The sequence below is a fragment of the Allobosea sp. 01N443 genome (genome assembly GCF_056399325.1).
This window is the reverse complement of sequence record NZ_JBFTRC010000220.1, coordinates 1-13,002: the sequence shown is the minus strand read 5'-3', so window position 1 is coordinate 13,002 and position 13,002 is coordinate 1. Positions and strand designations below refer to the sequence as shown.

At 65.4% G+C, this 13,002-nt stretch carries 14 protein-coding genes and 1 pseudogene; 12 read left to right on the top strand and 3 right to left on the bottom strand.

The features are described 5' to 3' along the window. Together AC1DRP_RS31940 and AC1DRP_RS31935 are read right to left on the bottom strand one after the other, a co-directional pair. Positions 1-485, bottom strand: a pseudogene (locus tag AC1DRP_RS31940) (alanine racemase); the annotation flags it as partial. After that, complete coding sequence (locus AC1DRP_RS31935) at positions 476-1,939, bottom strand: M81 family metallopeptidase (protein ID WP_476770595.1); 1,464 nt, start codon at positions 1,937-1,939, stop codon at positions 476-478. The pseudogene AC1DRP_RS31940 and the gene AC1DRP_RS31935, both read right to left, overlap by 10 nt. Before the next feature lie 191 nt (positions 1,940-2,130). Here AC1DRP_RS31935 and AC1DRP_RS31930 point away from each other — a divergent pair, with 191 nt between their 5' ends. Together AC1DRP_RS31930 and AC1DRP_RS31925 are read left to right on the top strand one after the other, a co-directional pair. Continuing rightward, complete coding sequence (locus AC1DRP_RS31930; protein WP_441504222.1) at positions 2,131-3,645, top strand: M81 family metallopeptidase; 1,515 nt, start codon at positions 2,131-2,133, stop codon at positions 3,643-3,645. A 115-nt stretch (positions 3,646-3,760) separates the two neighbouring features. Next, the gene (locus AC1DRP_RS31925) at positions 3,761-3,955 is read left to right on the top strand and encodes a DUF6494 family protein (RefSeq protein WP_441504221.1); all 195 of its coding nucleotides are present in this window, start codon (positions 3,761-3,763) and stop codon (positions 3,953-3,955) included. A gap of 181 nt (positions 3,956-4,136) precedes the next feature. Here the strand turns inward: AC1DRP_RS31925 and AC1DRP_RS31920 are convergent, their stop codons facing one another. Further along, a complete protein-coding gene (locus tag AC1DRP_RS31920; RefSeq protein ID WP_476770594.1) occupies positions 4,137-5,111 on the bottom strand; it encodes a LysR family transcriptional regulator in 975 nt (324 codons plus the stop codon). Between the two features lie 68 nt (positions 5,112-5,179). Between AC1DRP_RS31920 and AC1DRP_RS31915 the strand changes: the two genes are divergently transcribed. The 10 genes from AC1DRP_RS31915 to AC1DRP_RS31870 form a co-directional block, all read left to right on the top strand. Continuing rightward, positions 5,180-6,337, top strand: a complete 1,158-nt coding sequence (locus AC1DRP_RS31915) for an NAD(P)/FAD-dependent oxidoreductase (RefSeq protein WP_476770593.1) — start codon at positions 5,180-5,182, stop codon at positions 6,335-6,337. Beyond that, positions 6,334-6,597 (top strand): 2Fe-2S iron-sulfur cluster-binding protein, encoded by a 264-nt coding sequence (locus AC1DRP_RS31910; RefSeq protein ID WP_441504220.1) that lies wholly within the window; start codon positions 6,334-6,336, stop codon positions 6,595-6,597. Before AC1DRP_RS31915 ends, AC1DRP_RS31910 begins: the two co-directional genes overlap by 4 nt. Then, positions 6,590-7,876: an FAD-dependent oxidoreductase gene (locus tag AC1DRP_RS31905; protein ID WP_441504219.1), complete on the top strand. Its 1,287-nt coding sequence runs from the start codon at positions 6,590-6,592 to the stop codon at positions 7,874-7,876. The genes AC1DRP_RS31910 and AC1DRP_RS31905 overlap by 8 nt, the downstream gene beginning before the upstream one ends. Before the next feature lie 3 nt (positions 7,877-7,879). Beyond that, positions 7,880-8,929 (top strand): aldehyde dehydrogenase family protein, encoded by a 1,050-nt coding sequence (locus tag AC1DRP_RS31900; RefSeq protein ID WP_476770592.1) that lies wholly within the window; start codon positions 7,880-7,882, stop codon positions 8,927-8,929. After that, entirely contained in the window at positions 8,850-9,149 is a 300-nt protein-coding gene (locus AC1DRP_RS31895) for an aldehyde dehydrogenase family protein (RefSeq protein ID WP_476770591.1), read from the top strand. The genes AC1DRP_RS31900 and AC1DRP_RS31895 overlap by 80 nt, the downstream gene beginning before the upstream one ends. Positions 9,150-9,174: 25 nt before the next feature. Beyond that, the gene (gene dapA / locus AC1DRP_RS31890; RefSeq protein WP_441504217.1) at positions 9,175-10,083 is read left to right on the top strand and encodes a 4-hydroxy-tetrahydrodipicolinate synthase; all 909 of its coding nucleotides are present in this window, start codon (positions 9,175-9,177) and stop codon (positions 10,081-10,083) included. A gap of 121 nt (positions 10,084-10,204) precedes the next feature. After that, entirely contained in the window at positions 10,205-11,032 is an 828-nt protein-coding gene (locus AC1DRP_RS31885) for a transporter substrate-binding domain-containing protein (protein ID WP_476770590.1), read from the top strand. A gap of 49 nt (positions 11,033-11,081) precedes the next feature. Continuing rightward, positions 11,082-11,744: an amino acid ABC transporter permease gene (locus tag AC1DRP_RS31880; protein ID WP_441492123.1), complete on the top strand. Its 663-nt coding sequence runs from the start codon at positions 11,082-11,084 to the stop codon at positions 11,742-11,744. Between the two features lie 13 nt (positions 11,745-11,757). Next, positions 11,758-12,555, top strand: coding sequence for an amino acid ABC transporter ATP-binding protein (locus AC1DRP_RS31875; protein ID WP_476770589.1), 798 nt, complete (start codon positions 11,758-11,760; stop codon positions 12,553-12,555). A 46-nt stretch (positions 12,556-12,601) separates the two neighbouring features. Beyond that, the coding region (locus tag AC1DRP_RS31870; protein WP_476770588.1) for a saccharopine dehydrogenase NADP-binding domain-containing protein at positions 12,602-13,002 on the top strand (401 nt) is incomplete at its 3' end.

Here is a 13,002-nt window from a genome sequence, read left to right as displayed (position 1 = left end):
CCTTCGACGCTGTCGGCCAGGCAATACAACGCAAAGCCCTCATCCATCACGGCATCGAGGCAGGCGGTGATCTCCTGGCGTCCGACAGGCTGATTGGCGAGGATCACGCGTCTGACACCGAATTGGCGGCACACCTGAAGCTGCTGGATCGTCGCCACGGTAATGGCCCAGGCGCCGTCGGCGATCTGCAGGTCGAAGAGCTGCGGCGCCATGGTCGTCTTGCCATGGGGCGCGATCACCAGACCGTTCTCTGCGGTGAACGCGCTCATCCAGACGCTGTTTCGCCTCAGCACGCTCTCGCGGATCACCGCAATCGGGAGCGGCAAGTCGCCGGCCAGAACATTCCAGCCTTGCGTCCCGATATCGCCCAGTCGCAGGCCCGATATGCCTGGCGGCAGCCCCTTGCTCAGCCCATCGAGGCGTTGATCGTCGATATCGGCGAGTGACAGACGCGGCAGCGCGCCACCGGGGGCGATCAGAGCCATGGGTTCGGGTCCAGCGGCGAGAATGGGCGGCGGATCTTGGTGTAGGCGATCTTGCTGGCGTCCGGTGGGTATGGGCCGCCGCTGTCGAGATAGAGAACGCTGGCCGCGATCGGCGCAAAGGCCGCATGGAAATGGTTCGAGGATTTGACGACCACGACCCGCTTTGCAGCCAGATCAATGCCGAGATTGGTGAAGACCGGAGGGCTGAAGGTCTGAGCGCGGGTCGATGCGAGGACGATATCGAGAGCGCCGATGCGGATCGCCGCAGCCGGCCCGAGCGAAACCCAGCTCTGCGCAAAGGGCACCACAAGCTCGGACGTCGTGCCTGTCACCAGCACCGTGGCATCGATCGGCCGGCCCGACGACGGCGCAGCCTTGCCAGCGAAGCGCAGGGAAATCTCGGCTCCAACCCCGGCGGCGCGGCACAGGCTCACGGCGACGGGGTCCCAGAGCGCCCCGATCGCGGCCGGCACCTCCGGCCGTCTGAGCAGCGCCTCGACCATCACGGAGGAATCGCCGGCGACGCCGCCGCCGGGATTGTCCCAGCGATCGGCGAGGATGACGGGACGGCCATCCTGCGCCAGTGCCAGCGCCGCCTCGATACCCTCATCAGGCTTGTAGTGCTTCGGCGCCGCACCGCTGGGACCCCAGCGCAGGATTTCCAGCCCAAGCGTCTTGGCGAGCGCTGCCGCCTTGCCCGCATCGCGATCGGCGATGACGAGCACCTTCGTGCCGACATCCGCCACGTCCGCCGCCTGGAAGCCGTGCGCGACCGAGATGCTCAGGATACCGTCCCTGCCCTCCATCGCCTTGATACGGTCGACGAAACTGCGACCTGGCTCGCGGCTTGTCATGAAGCTCGCAATTCCGCGGCAGTCGAAGACAGCGCTGACGGGTTTCACCTGCGCGCGCGCTGTCCGCAGACAGAGCTCGAGAAGATCCTCCGCCCGATCGAGAAAGTCGGTATGCGGAAACTCCTTGAAGGCAATGATGACATCAGCGGCATCGACCATCTCAGTGGTGAGATGGCAATGCATGTCGAGCTCGGCCCCGATGACGCAATCGGGGCCGGCAAGCGCGCGGGCGCGCGCCATCAGGTCGCCCTCGCAATCGTCATAGCCGCGCGCAACCATTGCGCCATGCAGCCCCAGCAGCACGATATCGACAGGGAGCGCCTCACGAAGCTGGCTAAGAATTTCATCCCGCAGGCTTTCATAGCCCTCGCGCGAGACGAGCCCTGCAGGCTCGGCCCATGTCGCCGTGCCCTCGATCAGGGTGTAGCCCTCGCTGGCAGCGCGGCGGCGGGCGGCGACCACCGGCGCCGAGCACAGCGTCGGCGTTTCCGGGTGCGTACCGGGCGGACAGTAGAAGGCCGCCTCAAAGGCGCTGCGATCGACGAAGAGCGGAGCGAAGGTGTTGGTTTCAGTCGCCAGCGATGCAACGAAGACGCGCATGCAGATAGCCCCCGCTCGGCGACACGACGCAACCGCACCGTCCCGCTCCTCCGCCAGGATCTAACGGGAGGTCGCTTCCCCCTGTCAAAGCAGAGTGGTTTCTCCTGACGGAATAATGGCGTCTTGATCCGGAACGCCCCCGCGTCCGAAATGGTGCCACGCCGCTTCCTGTCGAGATTGGTTTCCCCAGCATGGCACGCCCCCGCCGCATCCTGCTCGCCGCGCTGTTTCACGAGACGCACAGCTTCATCGACGAGGTTACGAGCCTCGCCGACTTCACGATCCGGCGCGGTGGCGAGGTGTTGCAGCGGCGCGGAGACGGATCCACGCTCGATGGTTTCCTGGAGGTGGCCGAAGCCGAGGGGTGGCAGGTCGTACCGACGATCGACTACACGGCCCTGCCCTCGGGCACCGTCGAACAGGCTGTCTTCGACCGCTTCCGAGACGAGTTCGACGCAGGGCTCAGGGCAGCGCTTGCGGATGGCGGCCTCGACGGCATCTGGCTCGCCCTGCACGGTGCCATGGTGACGTCAGCATGTCTCGACCCGGAGGGTGCTTTGCTCGCCCATATCCGTGCGGTGCCCGGCTGCGAGGACCTGCCGGTCTTCGGTGTCTTCGACCTCCACGCGAATTTCACCGCGGCCATGGCTGCCCACGCCAATGGCCTCGTCGCCTATCGCGAGAACCCGCACACCGATGCTCGGGAATCGGCCAAGCGCGCGGCGCAGCTGCTCGCACGGGCCCTGAACGAGAACAGCCTTCCGCGCATGCATTCGTGCAACGCTCCCGTCATGTGGCCACCGACAGGAACCGGAACGGCCGATCGGCCGATGCGCGAGCTCGAGGCCATGGCTCGGGCGATCGAAAGCGACGATCCCGCGATCTGGGCTGTCAACGTCGTCGGCGGCTATTCATTCTCCGATGTTCCCGAGGCCGGCGTCGCATTCTGCGTGGTGACCACGGGAGCGGAAGCTGAGGCGCGTGGAGCGCTGGCGCGGCTCACGGAAACGGCCGCGACCCTGCGCGCCTTCGGCCTGCCCAGCGAATGGGATCTCGACGACGCCGTTGCGGAGATTCAGCGTCTGCCGGGCGGCCCCTATATCGTCGTCGAGCCGGCGGACAATATCGGTGGCGGCGCGCCCGGCGACGGCACGTCCGTGCTCCGCGCGTTCCTGCGCCATGAGGTCGAGAACTGTGCCATTGCCATCGCCGACGCCGCGGCGGTTGCTGCGCTCTCTGATGCCAGGCCGGGCGATGTCCGGAGGATCTCGGTCGGCGGCAAGGGGAGCGCCATTGCCGAAGGCCCAGTCGAAATCGAGGCCCGATTCGTCAGCTCAAGCGATGGCGACTTTGCGCTGGAGGACCTGAACAGCCATCTAGCCGCCTCCCAGGGCGCCCATTTCAGCATGGGGCCCTCTGCCGTGGTGACCACTGGACGCGGGATCAGCGTGCTGCTGACCAGCCGCAAGACACCCCCCTTCGACCTTGGGCAGTTCCGCTCGCAGGGCATCCACCCGGAGACCCTGAAGGCGATCGGCGTCAAGGCGGCCGTCGCGCATCGGCGTGCCTACGACAAGATCGCCAAGGGCAGCTACACGGTTGCAACATCCGGCCCCTGCACCAGCAAGATCGCTTCGCTGCCCTACACGCAGCTCCGCCGGCCAGTCTTCCCAATCCATCCGGATGACGCGCTGGACGACCGTTGAGCGGCCCCCGACGCCGAAAGCCGATGCGCGCTCAATTGCGCGGGTGCTGCCGGTGAGCTCATCCGGGTGTATCACCAATGTACGCGGCCCTTGGCAGCGAGTTTGGAGAGCGATCATGGATGAGGACCGTTTCAACATGGCCGTCCGGAAGTTCCTGAAGGAGGTCGGGCTGACCTCTCAACGGGAGATCGAGCGCGTCGTACGCGAGGGAAACCTGCAAGGACGCGTCGTGCGCCTGCGCATGTCGCTCACGTCAGACGATGCGCCCTCGCTTCAGCATAGTGTCGAGACAACCATCGACCTCCGCTGAGGCGGCTGGCGGAGTGGCCCAGAACCCCCGCGGAAGCATCGGCAGCCGATCGCTTTACCTGACTGCGAAGGTCGCCGCGTTCGCTTTCGCGAGCATTCACCTGTAGCAAGGTGCCACCCAGCGATCAGGGAAGGCCTCATGCAATGCTCGAAATCTGTAATAACTAAGCAAATTTTGACTTCTAATAGAATTTAATCAGATCCGTACACAATTGCCTCAGCGATTTGACATAGGTATTATTGAATAGAAAAATTGCCTCACCAAAGTAAATCGGAATCTCCGGCAATCCATCTATATCAACCTTTGTTACATTTGGCTCCTGCTCCTCCAGGCACCATTCCGGAATGATCGCAAAGCCGAGGCCGGCCTCGACACATCGCTTGACGCTCGAACTGCCCGACGTCGAGATCGCGATCTCCATTTCGGAATCCTGTGGCCTGAGATAGTCGACCGCGAGATTGCGAAGGAGCTGGCCTGGCTCATAGGTCACGAACGGCCGGCCTGTGGCCCAATCCTTGATGCTGCTCGGCGAAGGCGGATCCCCCCAGGACGTCGGGAAGATCAGCGCCGGCCGATAGGTGCAGACGAGGTGCTGCGGAACGTTCGGGTCCCCGAAATACCGTTCGGTGATGCAGACATCCAGGCTGCCGTCCTTGATCAGTTCCGGGAGCGACGTGTCGCGCTCATAGGCCACGATCTCCACCTGGGGGTAACGCTCACGGAAGCGGGCCAGGACCGGCGGCAGGAGATAGTAGAAGATGGCTTGCGGAAGCCCGATACGCAGGACCGGACGCTCCTTGTCCAGGGTGCGGTCGAGCCGGGCGAGCATCGTATCCAGCTCAGGCAGCAGCAACTTGTAGAGGCTGCGTCCGCGAGGCGTCAGAATAACCGTCTTCGCGCCCTGCTCCGAGACCACCAGGCGCTCTCCCAGAACCTGCTCAAGCCGCCGGACATGATTGGCGGCAGACTGATAGCTCATGCCGAGCTTGCGCGCGGCTGCGGAATAGGAGCCGTCGCGCGCAACGATGAAGAACGTTTGGATGAGCGTCAGGTTGGCGTCACGCATGGCAGCCCCTCCCAGGAAAGCGACCTGCATGTCCCACAGCCGAGCGATTTCCGCCACTTTCAAACAATGAGGCAAGTCGGCGCCGATCATTTGGATCGACCGGCCGGGCGAAGCGGAAGAGGTTCGGCGCACCTCTTCTGGGAAACAAGATCGCCGTCATGGCCCGCCCCTCCTCAATGCATGTCGCCGTGGTTGGCGCGGGAATCGTCGGTGCTGCCGCCGCCCATTTCCTCGCGGCCGCGGGCGCAAGGGTCACGTTGCTGGATGCATCGGGCCCGGCAGCCGGTGCGACCGGCGCATCCGACGGCGCGGTCTCGGTGGCCAGCAAGCGCCCGGGGCCGATGATGGACCTCGCCCGTCATGCCAGGGCCTTCTACGGTCAGTTGGAAGCCGACGGCCTCTTCCAAGGGCTGTTCCATCGCCGCTCGACCTTCCTGATCGCGCAGAACGCCCTTGAAGCGGAACTCGTGTCGCAGCACGGCGCTGACCTCGCCCAGGCCGGCGAACGCGTCATCGCGGTCGCGCGAGCCGACCTGATGAACCGCATCCCCGGTCTTGGCGAACGCGTCGCGGCCGCCCTCGAGATTCCCGATGACGGCCACGCCCTTGGGTACCAGATCACGGCGCGCCTGCTGCAGCGGAGCGACATCGTCGTGCGGCGCCGGGCGCCGGTGTCCGAGATCGTGGTGCGGGATGGCCGTGCCRTCGGCGTCGCGCTCGCGGACGAAGTCCTGCCGGCGGACGCGGTCCTCGTCGCGGCCGGTATCGGATCGGCCCATCTCCTGAACCTGGGCGACATCCTTATCCCGCGGAAGGGACAGATGGTCGTCACCGATCGGGCAAGTGCCGGGCGTCCCGCCATCGACGGGCATCTCATGGCCGCCTCCTATCTCGCGGCCAAGCGCGGCATCGTTCTGGACAGATCGCATATCGGCCTCGTCATCGACCCGCTGGTGACCGGCCAGTTCCTTCTGGGCGGCAGTCGAGAGGACAATCGCAGCGATCATCGAACAGACGCGGTGACCGTGTCGGCCATCTTGCGGGCAGCCCTTGATCTCTATCCACCGCTCGGGGCGCGGCGCGTGGTGAGAACATTCGCGGGCGTGCGGACGGCCTCGCGTGATGGGCTGCCGATCATCGGCAGGCACCCGCATGTCGATGGGCTCGTCGTCGCGACCGGTTTCGAGGGCGACGGCATCTGCCTTGGTCCCTTCATGGGCGAATCCGCGGCGCGAATAGTCCTGGACCGGCCGCTCGCCGCCGATCTTTCGATGCTGACACCCGCTCGATTTGCCGGGGTCGAGGCCTGCCAATGATGTCGCGGATATTCTGGAACGATCGCGTCGTGCCCTTCCGCCCCGGCGAGACGATTGCAGCGGCCTTGGGCCGGGCCGGCATCCTCAGCCTCGGTCCGGAAGGCGCGCCGGTGCGCGGACGTGTCTTCTGCGGCATCGGCGCGTGCCAGGCTTGCGTCGTCTCGGTCGAGGGTGGCGCACCGGTCGAGGCGTGCCTGACGCCCGCCAGGGATGGGTTGAGAATTGGGTCCATGCCCTCGGTTGGGGGGCGGAATGACTGACATTCCGATCCTCGTCGTCGGCGGCGGGCCCGCCGGAGCAAGCGCTGCGGCCACTCTCGCAGAGGCTGGATTGCGTGTGCTTCTGGTCGAGCAGCGCGATCAACTGGGCGGCGCGATCCACCGCCAGGCGGCCCGCGGCGCGGCCCATGCCGTGCACACGCCCGCCCGGCACCGACGCAACTGGGCCGAGCTCGCCCAGCGTATCGAGGCTGCCGGCAGCCGCATCGAATTGCGCACCGACACCGTCTTCCTGGGCGTCGACGGCGATGGCCGCCATCTCTTCGACGATCGGGCGGCCGGCAGGGTTTTTGCCCGCACGGTCCGCGCGGCAGTCATCGCTGTCGGAGCGGTTGAGAAGATCCATCCGTTCGAGGGCTGGGACCTGCCGGGCGTCATGACCGCGGGCGGAGCTCAGGTCCTGCTCAAGGAGACCGGCGTCCCACCGACGGGGCCCATCCTGGTCGCCGGAACAGGCCCCCTTCTTCTTGCCGTATCCGCACAGCTTGCCAAGGCGGGCAACCCGCCGGTCGCGGTGCTGGAGCGAGGGCGTCCATGGCTTCGCTTCAACGCCCTGCTGCAGATGGTCGGGGCAGGGCCGCAACTCGGCGAGGCGGCTTCCTACGCCGCCACGCTCCTGTCGCAGGGCGTCCCCTACCGGACCGGAACCGACATCCTCTCCGTTCGCGAGGATGATGCGGGTCTGGACATTCGGGTCAGGCGCAGTGGCTCCCTTCATCGTCTGCGCGCCCGGCATGTGCTGGTGCATGACGGCATCGAGCCCAACCGGGTCGGCATACCCCTTTCGGATCCTGACGGGGCCGTTCCCGTTGTCCTTGCCGGCGACGGGCGCGAGGTTCTGGGCGCGGACGCGGCCATCCTGGACGGCCGCCGTGCAGCCTGCACGGTCCTCGCGCGTCTGGGGATGCGGCGTCCCGACGGGCAAGTCGAGGCCAGGCTGACGGCGGCGCGGAATGTCCAGGCCGCCCTCTTCAACCTGTTCCGCTCCGCCTTGCCGGAGCCAACCCCCGAGACGCTGATCTGCCGCTGCGAGGCGCGTCGCCTCTCCGACTTCAGATCGCTCCCGGACGATGCCTCGACTCGGGAGATCCGCCTCATGGGGCGGTTCGGGATGGGTGTCTGCCAGGGGCGTTTCTGCGGCCCGACGATCGCCGCCCTGCGCGGCGAGGCCGTGCCTTCGGCCATCCCACCTCGTTGGCCCCTGCGGCCGGTGTCCTTGGCAGCACTTGCCGACCTGAAAACAGACGATCTGGAGTCCTAGACCGTGACCATCACCCTTGTGAAACGTCCCGCAGCCGCAACCGCATCCCCACAGATCGAGGTGTTCAATCCCTACTCGGGCGCCAGAATTGGTCAGGTCGCGGTTGCCGATGAGGTCGCGGTCGCAAAAGCTCTGCAAGGCGCGCGCCGGGCGTGGCGCGAGTTCCGCTTCAGCACTCCGGCGGAACGCAAGGCCTTGCTCTACCGCCTCGCGGTGCTTCTCGCTGATGAGGCCGACGATATGGCCAAAATCATCTGCGCTGAAGTCGGCAAGACGATCGCGGAGGCCCGCAATGAGGTCCGTCGCGCCCAGAACACCCTGCGCCTGTCCGGCGATGCGGTGACCGTGCTGCATGGCGAGGTGCTGCCGACGGCAATTGTGCCCGGCGCGCCCAGCAAGTTCGCGTCCATCACCTATGAGGCCGCCGGCGTGGTCGGGGCGATCACGCCCTTCAACTATCCGCTCAACCTGCTTTGCCATAAGCTCGGTCCCGCGATCGCGGCCGGCAACGCGGTCGTTGCCAAGCCGTCACCGAAGGCGCCGCTCGCGGCGGCGCGCCTGGCCGAACTCGCTGCCAAGGCCGGCTTTCCCGCAGGCCTGTTCACCGTCGTGCATGGGGGCGCCGAGGTCGCCGCGACCATTGCCGGCGGCGATATCGACATTCTGAGCTTCACCGGCGGACCCGCAGCCGGGCTGGCGCTGAAGAACGCATCCGGCCTGGTCCGTTGCCTGATGGAGCTCGGTGGCAATGACCCGCTGATCGTCATGCCCGACGCCGATCTGGACCGCGCGGCCGACGTCGCCATTGGCCATCGTTTCGAGATCGCCGGGCAAAGCTGCGCTGCGGTGAAGCGCCTCTTCCTTCACGACTCCATTCGCGAAACCATGCTGGAGCGCATCGTCGCGAGAATCGAGGCCGTTCGCACGGGCGATCCGGCCGATGCGGACACGGTCATGGGAAGGCACGGACCTCGTGCGCTCCGAAACCTTCGGCCCGGTTCTGGCAGTCCGCCGCTTCAGCGATGTCGGCAGCGTCATCGCCGAGGTCAGTGACGGCATCTACGGCCTCCAGGCCGGCGTCTTCACCAACGATCACGCGCTGGTCAAACGCTTCTCGCGCGAACTGCGCGTCGGTGGCGTGATGATCAATGAGGGCCCCGATTTCAGGGCCGAGAACGTGCCGTTCGGCGGAATCAAGTCCAGCGGCCTGGGACGCGAGGGCATCCACATGACCTTGCGGGAAATGAGCGAGACCAAGGTCGTCATCGACTGAGGCTTCGGGAAAAGGGAATTGCACAATGATCGATAAGCAACTTCGTCAGCGCATGGCTGGCGTCTTCACCGCTCTCGTGACGCCGTTCAGGAACGGCGCGGTCGATACCCCGGCGCTCGAAGCCTTGATCAAGAAGCAGCTGGAAGCGGGTGTGGCCGGGCTTGTACCGGTCGGCACCACGGGCGAGGCCGCGACCCTGACTGACAGCGAGGCAGAGGACGTCATTCGCACCACGGTCGCAGCGGCCAAAGGCCGAGCCTTCGTGATGGCCGGCGCAGGATCCAACGCGACGAACCTGGCCATCGGGAAAGCCGTGCGGGCGCAGGCGCTGGGCGTCGACGGCCTCCTGATCGTCACGCCCTATTACAACAAGCCTTCTCAGGCCGGCCTGTTCGACCATTTCTCCGCCATTGCTGCGGCGGTGGAGATCCCGATCATGCTCTACAGCGTGCCGGGACGTACCGGAGTCGAAATCGCGCCGGAGACGGCGGCGCGCCTGGCGAAAGCCCATACCAACATCGTCGGCATCAAGGAGGCCGGCGGCAAGGTCGAGAGGATCACCGAACTGCGCCGTGCCCTCGGTGAGGAATTCGTGATCCACTCAGGCGATGATGGGCTCACCCTGCCCTTCCTCGCGGTCGGTGCCGACGGCGTGACGAGCGTCGCCTCGAACCTGCTGCCCAAGGACATCGTCGCTCTGCACAAGGCCTGGGTCGCTGGCGAGACAGACAAGGCTCGGCGCCTTCATGAGGCTCTGTTCGACGTGATTGGACATCTCTTCATCGAGAGCAATCCAGTACCGCTGAAGGCAGCGCTCGCCCGCACCGGGGCCATCAGCACCGAAATCCGAGCGCCGCTCGCCCCGTTGCGCCCGGAGAGCCTTGCGTCGCTCGAGGCGAGCCTCAAGACCTACGAGACAACCGCCAACATATAAAAAAACCGGTAGGAAGCGGGGCTACTCTCGCATTGTTCGCGAGGGTGGCTCGCCTACGCTGCCGTCAATCCGGATATCGGAGCAAGGCCGAGTACATCGGCGGGGAACGGAGTTTAGACCCATGAAACAAGTCCTTCGGGCAATCTGCGCCGCCGGCCTCTCGCTGCTGGCGCTTTCGGGAACGGCCAGAGCCGAGGATACCGTGGAAGCCGTGCGCGCTCGCGGCGTTCTGCGCATCCCGGGAATTCTCAACGAGGATCCCTATTTCAACAAGGATCCGCGGACCGGCGAATGGCGCGGCTTTGCCATCGAGATGGYCAGGGACATCGCCAAGACGCTGGGCGTCAAATTGCAGGTCGTTGAATCGACCTGGCCCAATTCGATCCTGGACGTGCAGAGCGGCAAGGCTGATCTGGCCCTGGGCGTCACCGCGACGCCGCAACGGGCGCTGTCGGTCGCGTTCTCCCAGCCGACCTATTTCAACAGCTTCGTCATCGTCTCGCCGAAGCCCGAATTGTCGAAGCGGAGCTGGGCCGAGCTCAACGATCCCAAATACACTTTTGCCGTCGATCTCGGCTCCTCCCAGGACCTCATCGCGCAGCAATACCTGCCGAAGGCAAAGATGCTTCGGTTCAAGTCCCGCGACGAAGCGATCGTCGCCGTCGTCACCGGCAAGGCCGATGGCCTCGTGAACACGATGCTCAACGGCCTCGTCATGGCCAAGAAGGCCAGCGGCATCGGCAAGGTCATGGTGCCGCAGCCCGTGCTCTCCACCCCTTCGGTGGTGGCTATGAACTGGGGAACCGACGAGAAGTGGAAGGCCTTCATCTCCTCCTGGGCCGAATACAACCGCCGCATCGGCAACAACCAKACCTGGATCGTGAACAGCCTGGAGCCATTCGGCATCACGCTGGACGATATGCCCGAAGGCTTCGGCTTCGGCGGCTGAACTCCCAGGCGGCCCGCGAGGGCCGCCTCCACGGAAGGCTGGAGAGAACATGTATACGTGGAGCTTTGCCCCGATCCTCCAGGCGAGCGATCTCTTCCTGTGGGGGGCGTGGATCACCGTCGTCTATACGATCGGCTCGATCGCACTTGGCCTGATCCTCGGCCTGGCGGTCTGCTTCGCGCGGCTGTCGGGCAATGGACCGCTGAACTGGTTCGCACAGGGCTTCCAGGAGCTGTTCCGGTGCACGCCCCTGCTCGTGCAGCTGCTCTGGATCTATTACGCCTTGCCGCTGATTCTCGGGATCGACATCCCGAACTGGGCGGCTGCGATGACGACGCTGTCGCTCTATGCGGCCGCATTCTATGCCGAAGTCTTCAGGGGTGGCATCGTCTCGATCGACAAGGGGCAATCCGAAGCAGGCGCCGCGATCGGCATGTCGGGATGGCAAGTCATGCGCAGGATCGTCCTGCCGCAGGCGATCCGCAGGATGATGCCCGCCTTCATCAATCAGTCGGTCACGCAGTTCAAGAACACCTCACTCGTATCGGTCATCTCGGTCGCCGACCTCACCTATATGGCGACCGTCGTGAACGGGCAGACCTATCGACCGCTGGAGGCCTATACGGCTGTCGCGATCCTCTATTTCGTCATCCTGTTCCCGGTCACGAAATTCGCCGACGTCGTTGAGCGCCGCATGCGCGCGGGCAATTGAGGAAAGGCGTTCCATGACCTCCAAACCTTCGTCGACCTCCAAGCCTTCGTCCGCTTCGTCCGGCTCCCTCCTGGAAGCCTCCGGCGTCACCAAGAACTTCGGGGCCCTGAAGGTGCTCCATGGCATCGACCTGGCGGTGAAAGCCGGCGAGGTCCTCTCGATCATCGGCCCTTCCGGCTCGGGAAAGTCCACCTTCATCCGCTGCATGAACATGCTGGAAAGGCCCGATGCCGGCGATATCCTCTTCCGCGGCAGGCGCGTTGGTCTCAAACATGTCGGCGATGCCCATTTCATGGGCCAGGGCGAGCTACGGCGCCATGTCGGCATGGTGTTCCAGCACTTCAATCTGTTTCCCCACAAGACGGTTCTGGAGAACGTGATCGAAGGACCGATCATCGTGCAGCGCAAGCCCCGCGCCGAGGCCGTCGAGATCGCGATGGACTATATCGCGARGGTCGGGCTCGCCGATAAGCGCGATGCCTGGCCGAACCAGCTTTCCGGCGGACAGAAGCAGCGCGTCGCGATCGCGCGGGCCCTGGCCATGCAGCCGGATGCCCTTCTCCTGGACGAAGTCACGAGCGCGCTCGATCCCGAGCTGGTCGGCGAGGTTCTCGGCGTCGTACGCAGCCTCGCGGATCAGGGAATGACGATGGTTATCGTCACCCATGAGATCTCCTTCGCGGCCGACGTCTCGGACCGGATCGTCTTCATGGAAGCCGGGCGCATCGCGGCGGAGGGCTCGCCGACCGATATTCTGCGCAGCCCGAGCAACGAGCGCCTGAAAGCGTTCCTGTCGCGCTTCCATGCCTGATGAACCGATGAACAGGCTTGGGGAGGAACACCGCCCGTTTTCCGTCGTGATCGTTGGCGGCGGCAGAATTGGCTCGGCGCTGGCGGTCCTGCTTCGCGAGGCCCCGGAGTTCGACGTCGTGATCGTGGATCCGACGGAGCCGGCTCGGGTAAGCGCTCGCAATCTCAATCTGCGCCTGGTGGACATCGATCCCGCCAACCCATCCAAGCTGGACAGCCTGCTGGCCCGGTCCGACGCGGTGGTGGCCGCGCTGCCATCATCCGCGACACCTCCCATAGCCGCGGCCGCCCGGCGCAGCGGCGTGCATTACCTTGATCTGAGCGATGATACGCCCGGCCTCGAGGCCGTTCGACGCGAGGCCGGGTCGGCCTCCAGCTGCTTCGTTCCGCAATGCGGTGTATCGCCAGGATTGATCTCGCCGCTGGTGCTGGACCTCTTGTCCAGGGG

Excerpts from the sequence above, each read along its gene's own strand:
- AC1DRP_RS31935 (WP_476770595.1), bottom strand. The coding sequence starts at position 1,939 with ATGCGCGTCTTCGTTGCATCGCTGGCGACTGAAACCAACACCTTCGCT.
- AC1DRP_RS31930 (WP_441504222.1), top strand. The coding sequence starts at position 2,131 with ATGGCACGCCCCCGCCGCATCCTGCTCGCCGCGCTGTTTCACGAGACG.
- AC1DRP_RS31925 (WP_441504221.1), top strand. The coding sequence starts at position 3,761 with ATGGATGAGGACCGTTTCAACATGGCCGTCCGGAAGTTCCTGAAGGAG.
- AC1DRP_RS31920 (WP_476770594.1), bottom strand. The coding sequence starts at position 5,111 with ATGATCGGCGCCGACTTGCCTCATTGTTTGAAAGTGGCGGAAATCGCT.
- AC1DRP_RS31910 (WP_441504220.1), top strand. The coding sequence starts at position 6,334 with ATGATGTCGCGGATATTCTGGAACGATCGCGTCGTGCCCTTCCGCCCC.
- AC1DRP_RS31905 (WP_441504219.1), top strand. The coding sequence starts at position 6,590 with ATGACTGACATTCCGATCCTCGTCGTCGGCGGCGGGCCCGCCGGAGCA.
- dapA (WP_441504217.1), top strand. The coding sequence starts at position 9,175 with ATGATCGATAAGCAACTTCGTCAGCGCATGGCTGGCGTCTTCACCGCT.
- AC1DRP_RS31880 (WP_441492123.1), top strand. The coding sequence starts at position 11,082 with ATGTATACGTGGAGCTTTGCCCCGATCCTCCAGGCGAGCGATCTCTTC.